Source organism: Streptomyces sp. NWU339, from assembly GCF_003143855.1.
Classification (GTDB): domain Bacteria; phylum Actinomycetota; class Actinomycetes; order Streptomycetales; family Streptomycetaceae; genus Streptomyces.
This window is the reverse complement of sequence record NZ_QFRK01000142.1, coordinates 1-4,432: the sequence shown is the minus strand read 5'-3', so window position 1 is coordinate 4,432 and position 4,432 is coordinate 1. Positions and strand designations below refer to the sequence as shown.

General features: G+C 68.4%; 5 protein-coding genes and 2 pseudogenes. All 7 read right to left on the bottom strand.

Annotated features, from left to right (window positions below; genetic code table 11):
* On the bottom strand, positions 1–146 hold a 146-nt coding region (locus DIZ27_RS44385), incomplete at its 3' end, for a transposase (RefSeq protein ID WP_146229159.1).
* 284 nt (positions 147–430) lie between these two features.
* Positions 431–877 carry a cupin domain-containing protein gene (locus DIZ27_RS44380; RefSeq protein ID WP_109383909.1) on the bottom strand — a complete coding sequence of 149 codons (447 nt, stop codon included), beginning with the start codon at positions 875–877 and terminating at the stop codon, positions 431–433.
* Between the two features lie 400 nt (positions 878–1,277).
* Positions 1,278–1,973 (bottom strand): PIN domain-containing protein, encoded by a 696-nt coding sequence (locus tag DIZ27_RS44375; RefSeq protein ID WP_109383908.1) that lies wholly within the window; start codon positions 1,971–1,973, stop codon positions 1,278–1,280.
* A gap of 23 nt (positions 1,974–1,996) precedes the next feature.
* Positions 1,997–2,725: a sulfite exporter TauE/SafE family protein gene (locus DIZ27_RS44370; RefSeq protein ID WP_109383907.1), complete on the bottom strand. Its 729-nt coding sequence runs from the start codon at positions 2,723–2,725 to the stop codon at positions 1,997–1,999.
* 297 nt (positions 2,726–3,022) lie between these two features.
* On the bottom strand, positions 3,023–3,871 hold the full coding sequence (locus tag DIZ27_RS44365) for an IS701 family transposase (protein ID WP_375232091.1): 849 nt from the start codon (positions 3,869–3,871) through the stop codon (positions 3,023–3,025).
* A 95-nt stretch (positions 3,872–3,966) separates the two neighbouring features.
* Positions 3,967–4,188: pseudogene (locus DIZ27_RS49160) on the bottom strand (transposase); the annotation flags it as partial.
* Positions 4,189–4,249: 61 nt separating this feature from the next.
* Positions 4,250–4,432 (bottom strand): annotated as a pseudogene (locus tag DIZ27_RS44360) (ISAs1 family transposase); the annotation flags it as partial.

Here is a 4,432-nt window from a genome sequence, read left to right as displayed (position 1 = left end):
TCCCGCCACTGCCCGCCCGTCTTGAACCGCCAGATCACGCCCTCGAACTGCTGCCGCAGCCGCTCGGGGTACGGCCCGTACTGGCCGATCGGCAGGTACGGGCCGATGAACTCCCACTCCGCATCCGTCAGTTGCACTCGCGTCACATAAAACGATCTACCGGATCAGGTCCCGCCCCAAGAGCGAAACCCGCAGATTGATCACGACCCGATACGCGCCCTAGGAGGAAAGGAGGGGGAAGCCGCCGCCGCGGTGATGTATCACTCTCGTCAACGAGCCGCGCACCCCGAGGACACGCCCCATCCCGGCGACCTTGCTGACCGGAAAGGGGTTGCCTCCTCTGTCGTTACACCACTTCGATGGACGTGCCCATCAACCGCCGCAAATTGGGCGGGATGGCGACCCGGCATAACGACCGTGCGCACAAGCATCAGCCTTCGGAGGGACGCGGGGCACGCAGGTGCGCCCGTTCCTTCAGCTCTTCCTCGTCGACCAACGTGAGCATCGGCTGACCCGGCGCGCACACCATGGTCACGAGGAACCTGTTCGGTGCGTCCGACTGGGCGTTGCCGTCCTGGTAGTGGATCACGTCACCGCCCGGCTCCCAGAACGTCTCACCGGCCCTGATCACGCGCTCCGGCTCACCCTCGAGCTCGAACCGGACCGCGCCCTCCATCACGTAGCCGAACGCTGGCCCCGAGTGGCGATGCGGAGGGAGCCCGGGGTGACCAGGAGGCCACTCGACAAGGATCGTCATTGCCGATCCGCCTTCGGGGAAGAAGGGAGGAGTTACTTCCTGCAGCATCTTGACCTCGGGCGGCAGCGAGACCTCGTGCCCCTCGGCAGGGTCTACGTGCGCTGGGTTCTTCTCTGACATGTACCACACCTTCGTAAGCCTGCCTGGAATGGACAATCAGCCACAGCCCGCATCCGTGACACGCCGGTCCCGAAGCCACCCTGCCTCACGTCGGCGGCCGCCACAATCCGGGAGCCAGCTGCATCGAATGGGACTGCTGCACGGTGTGGTGACATCTGATCTGGCTTACCCATGAGGCGGCCCGGAAGGACCGCCGGCGTACCGCGGTTAACCGGGAAACTCCGCACTCCTTCAGGACGCCCACCGCCCGGAAGCCACGATTCAGCAGGTCAGCGAATTCCGTCGGCTGACCAGCAAGAGCAGCTCACCACCCAGTGCGTGTTGTCCAGGACAGCGGGACCGCTGAGCACCCACCGCACCGTCGCCGCACACCACACGTGGTCTCCGATGCGGTAGGCGTTCAGCTCGGCCATGCTGTTGAACGCGACGGTGGGGGGGCTTCTGCCCAGCCCAGCACCTGGACCGGCTCAGTGCTGACGGTTTCGAACTCGCCGTTTCCGAGGTCCTCCACCAAGAAGGCCATCGCCACCTCGAACTTGGGGCCGCCRCCGAACCAGASCTTTYCCTTCGACACGGCCATCAGTCGGGCCGCCTCGGCGCTGATCGTCTTGAGGCTCTCCGCATTCGAGAGGATCGCGCRCACCTGCTCCTCGTCGACCTCGGCCGGTACCATGAACCGCTTCAAGACCTCACCGAGGGACATGAGATGCACGAACCGGTCCCCGAKKCCTTCCACGTCCTTGGCCATCAGCGGCGGGTACGCCRCCCCGTCTCCGAAGTCCTTCGTKTTCTTGCTGACGAAGTAGACCTTCTCRTCGGGGTGTGCCCGCGCGTACTCGATGGCCGTCAGCCAGATCGCGGCGTCCCTGCCGCCCGTCTTCACCTTGTCGCCGCGCTCGTTGATGACGATGGCTTTGCATGGCGGGAGGACGTTCGCCTCCCGGAATGCCGCCTCGCGCARCGCGGTCTCGCTGGTTGGGATCTCGTCGACGATCTCGAGGTACTGGTCCCGCCAATGCTGGTGAAAGCGCTCCAGGTCCAGTGGCGGGAGCAGGCCGGCGACCTGCCCCGGCGTGGCTTTGCTGAAGTTGTCCAAGGCCTGGGCGGCTGCCTCGCGCGTCAGCTCAGCGCGGCCTGGTACAGCGACACGCAGGCACTGGCGACCAGCACCCCCAGGACGATCTTCTTGAAGCGCGCCGAATCCGTCCGGGCGAAGACGCGGTCCCCGCACCACCAGCCCGCCAGCAGGCCGGGGAGCCCCGCGCCGGCCAGCAGCAGACTGTCCGCGGTCAGCCGGCCGACGGCGAAGAATCCCGCGAGGGCCAGGACGTTCTGTACGCAGAACGTGGCCTGGAGCGTCGCCCGGAACTCACGGGGCGCCAGCCCCATGGCCTGGAAAGCGGCGACCAGCGGCGGCCCGTTCATCCCGGTCGAGGTCAGCAGCGCCCCGCTGGCGAAACCCGCGGCGACCGTGGGGCCCGTCCCGCGCCGGAAGGTCATGCCACGGCCGATCAGGACGGCGAACACCAGCACGGCACAGGCGATGAGGACGGACAGCGCACCCGCGCTGAGCACCGTCACCGCGAGCAGCCCGAGCGGCATGCCCACGAGGCCCGCTCCGCTCACCAGGCTCGCGGTGCGCACATTGACGTGGTCCCTCTGGTGGACGCAGACCGTCAGCGAGAGCACCAGTCCCAGCGAGGTGACCACGACGATGGCGTTCTGGGGGCTGGTCAGCAGGGCCAGCAGCGGCACGGCCACCAGCGCGAACCCGAAGCCGCTCAGCGCCTGCGCGAACGACGCCAGCGCGATGATCAGCGCCACCTCGGTGATCAGGGTCGTCGTCACGTGCGCCCTCYCCGGCCCCCTGCCCCCGGGGTGGCCCGTCCGTCCCCGTACCTCCCTCGCACACTACCGGCCGGGCGAACGCCGGCCGCCCAAGGGGTACCCCTCGACCACCACGGGCCCTAGTACTCCAGCAGCACTTTGACGTTTCCCCTGTTCAGGGGCGGTTTGGGCGAGTGTAGCGGGCTGGGTTCCGGCCCGTGTTCTCTTTCCCGGACCGCCCCTCGAACGTGTGCAACCGCCGCTGATGATGGCAGCGGCGGGCGACGGCTTGGCGTCGTCTGCGCCACTGTGACCACCTCAGTGCGCGTGCCCTGAGGAGGGACTGATGAGCGCGTGTGGCGGGTGGGTGGCCAGTTGCCAGGAGCCGCCGAACTTCTGCCACGGTGAGGGGTGCGAGGCAGGAACCGTTTCTGCTGCCCCTTTTGCCGCGGCGTCGGCGGCCATGACCGCCAGGAGGGCGTGCGCCGGCATGGCCAGGGTGACGTGCCGCATCCAGCCGGTGTAGCGGCGGACCTCGTACTGGTCGAGGCCGCACTCGTTCTTGGCAGCCTGGGAGGCTTCCTCGATGGCCCAACGTGTTCCGGCGACGCGGGCCAGGTGCTCGACCGTGGTGCCGAGCGGTGCGTAGGCGAGGTGGTAGGCGATCTCCTGGGGCTTGCTGATGCTGCGGCGCGCCAGTGCCCACCGCTGGTGGGTGGGCAGTTCGTCGTCGAAGTCCTCGATGGAGGTGATCYGCAGGGCGGCCCAGTSGTMGACKCGCGGGCCCTTGGCGCCGTCACCGCACGAACGTCTCTCCCACGCTTCGTCGGGAGCCTGGGAGAAGAGGTGATCGATGCGTCCGAAGTGGGGCACCTGCTGGGACTTGGGGACCGCGAGCACATACCCCAGGCCGGTCTCCTCCAGCATGCGGCGCAGCCGCCATTCCTGGCCGTAGGCGGCGTCCGCGGTCACCCAGGCGATCGGCAGCGGCGAGGCGATCGCCCGCAGCACCATGGCCTTGGCCAGGTCGGGTTTGGTGGCGAAGGCCCGCTCGTCGGGGATGTGGGCGGCGCGGCAGCGGTCGCGGTCGTCGGTCCAGGACCTGGGCAGATACAGCTCACGGTCGACCAGGGCGCGGCCGCGGGTGGTGGCGTAGGCGGCGAACACGCCGATCTGGCTGGGGGCACCCCCTCTGGGGGATTCTCGGTGCGGCCGGCGGTGCCGGAGTACTGGCGCTGTACGCCGGCTGAGGTGGTGCCCTTCTTGAGGAAGCCGGTGTCGTCGAGGATGAGGATCCCGTCGGGCTCGCCGAGCCGTTCGGCTACATAGTGCTGGAGGTCGTCGCGGAGCTCGTCGGCGTCCCAGCGGGCGCCGTTGAGGAGCCGCTGAAGGCGGTCGGGTGTGTGATGCCCGGCGTATTCGGCCGGCTGCCGGCCGTTCTTCCGGCCGACCGGGCCCAGCAGTCCACGGATGTAGTCACGCATCCTGCGACAGGGACTTTGCGTGTTGCGGTTCTGTCCGGTTGAGCACGTGAGTCCTGGTTGATCATGTCCATCCGAGTGTGGCCAGAGGGCGGCCTGGGTGGCGGGCATGGTGGCGGGTGGCGGCGGCAATGTTGGTCTCGCCGTCCTGCCGGCAGACGCTGATGGCGAGGTTGCGAAGGCTGGCCATCACGCGGGGCAGCCGGCCGGCGCGGATGGTGGAGGCGTCCTCGGCGAACGTGGTGTC

Bases quoted from the DNA above. Each gene is read 5' to 3' on its own strand.
- DIZ27_RS44380 (WP_109383909.1), bottom strand. From the start codon at position 877: ATGTCAGAGAAGAACCCAGCGCACGTAGACCCTGCCGAGGGGCACGAG.